General features: G+C 71.9%; 3 protein-coding genes. All 3 read left to right on the top strand.

Going from position 1 to position 1,570, the window contains the following annotated elements; genetic code table 11:
* Positions 1 to 65: 65 nt before the first annotated feature.
* Positions 66 to 446 (top strand): IS66-like element accessory protein TnpA, encoded by a 381-nt coding sequence (gene tnpA, locus DOO78_RS26815; protein WP_111472937.1) that lies wholly within the window; start codon positions 66 to 68, stop codon positions 444 to 446.
* Positions 443 to 787 carry an IS66 family insertion sequence element accessory protein TnpB gene (tnpB, locus tag DOO78_RS26810; protein ID WP_111472936.1) on the top strand — a complete coding sequence of 115 codons (345 nt, stop codon included), beginning with the start codon at positions 443 to 445 and terminating at the stop codon, positions 785 to 787. Before tnpA ends, tnpB begins: the two co-directional genes overlap by 4 nt.
* A 60-nt stretch (positions 788 to 847) precedes the next feature.
* Positions 848 to 1,570 (top strand): IS66 family transposase (locus DOO78_RS26805; RefSeq protein ID WP_165839112.1); only part of this gene is annotated, 723 nt, incomplete at its 3' end.

Raw genomic sequence — 1,570 nt, 5'->3', positions numbered from 1 at the left:
TGGACGGGGACGCGTCTGCAGCAAGCACTCGTACGAGCGCACGTACGAGTAGTCGGAGCGAGGTCGTGGAGGTGGTGACGCGGGGCGAGCGTCGCCGCATCTGGTCCGAGGAGGACAAGGTCCGGATCGTGCAGGAGGCGATGGTGCCGGGCGCCGTTGCGGCTGACGTGGCGCGGCGCTGGGGTGTCGGTACCGGCCAGCTCTACACCTGGCGCCGGGAGTTGCTGGACCGGACGGCGCATGCGGCGGCGACAGCTGCCATACCCGCCCCGAGCTTTGCGCAAGTGACGCTGGCCGAGCCCGCGGCCGCCCCGTCATCGCCATCCCTGCCGTCGCGCGCCGGGCTGATGGAGATCGTGCTGCCGAGTGGCGCCGTGGTGCGGGTCGACGCCGCGGTCGACGGTGATGCGCTGCGTCGCGTGCTGGGCGCGCTGGCGGCCCGATGATCGGCCCGCCGGCGGGAACCCGCATCTTCCTGGCCTGCGGCTTCACGGATATGCGCCGCGGGATGGACGGGCTGGCCGCTTTGGTGCAGCAGGCCTTCGAGCAGGACCCGTTTACCGGCGCGGTCTACATCTTCCGCGGCAAGCGTGGCCGGCTGGTGAAATGTGTCTGGCACGATGGCCAGGGACTATGCCTGTTCGCCAAAAGGTTGGAACGCGGCCACTTTCCCTGGCCGGTGACGAGCAGCGGCACCGTGGCGCTGTCGACGGCGCAGGCCTCGATGCTGCTTGAGGGGATCGAGTGGCGAACGCCGCAACGCACCTGGCGTCCGACGGCGACCTGACCTGCGGTTCGGCACGCTTTCCGCTTGTCACGACGCGCGCGCATCGGTGACAATTCACGCGTGCCGGATACGCCCGCCGAGAACAGCCCCGACCCGCAGCAGGACCTCGCCGTTCTGCGCGCCGCGCTGCAGGCGGCGGAGACGCGGATCGCGGCCCTCGAGCAGATCATCCAGGCCTTCCAGCGCGCCCGCTTCGGGCAGAGCGCCGAGCGCATCGACCCCGCGCAGCTGGCCCTGACGCTCGGCCAGGATCCGTCGCTGCTGCCGCCGGCGAATGATGCGCCGGCCCCCTCTGCAAAGCCGCAGGGCGAGGCGCCGCCCCGGCGCCGCAACCGCGGCGTCTTGCCGCCGCATCTCGAGCGGATCGAGCGGGTCCTCGATCTCGCCGATCGCGGCTGCCCCTGCTGCGGGCGGGAGATGCATCGGATCGGCGAGACCCGGACGGAACGGCTCGACGTGGTGCCGGCCCAGCTGCGGGTGCGCGTGACCATCCGGCCGCGCTATGCCTGCCGTGGCTGCGGCGATGGCGTCCATCAACGGCGGGCGCCGGAGCACGCCGTCATCGGCGGCCTGCCGACCGAGGCGCTGCTCGTGCAGGTGCTGGTGGCGAAGTACGGCGACGGCCTGCCGCTGTACCGCCAGGCCGCGATCCTGCGCCGGCAGGGCATCATCCTCGACCGCTCAACGCTCTGCGACTGGGTCGCCAAGGCGTGCTGGTGGCTGCGGCCGCTGCATGGCCTGGTGCTGGCCCACATCACCGGCCAGGACCGGGTCTTTGCCGAC

It is taken from the genome of Roseicella frigidaeris, assembly GCF_003258945.1.
In the GTDB taxonomy this organism is placed as follows: Bacteria; Pseudomonadota; Alphaproteobacteria; order Acetobacterales; family Acetobacteraceae; genus Paracraurococcus; species Paracraurococcus frigidaeris.
Note: the sequence above shows the minus strand (reverse complement) of the source record. Positions and strands in the feature narration are given on the sequence as shown.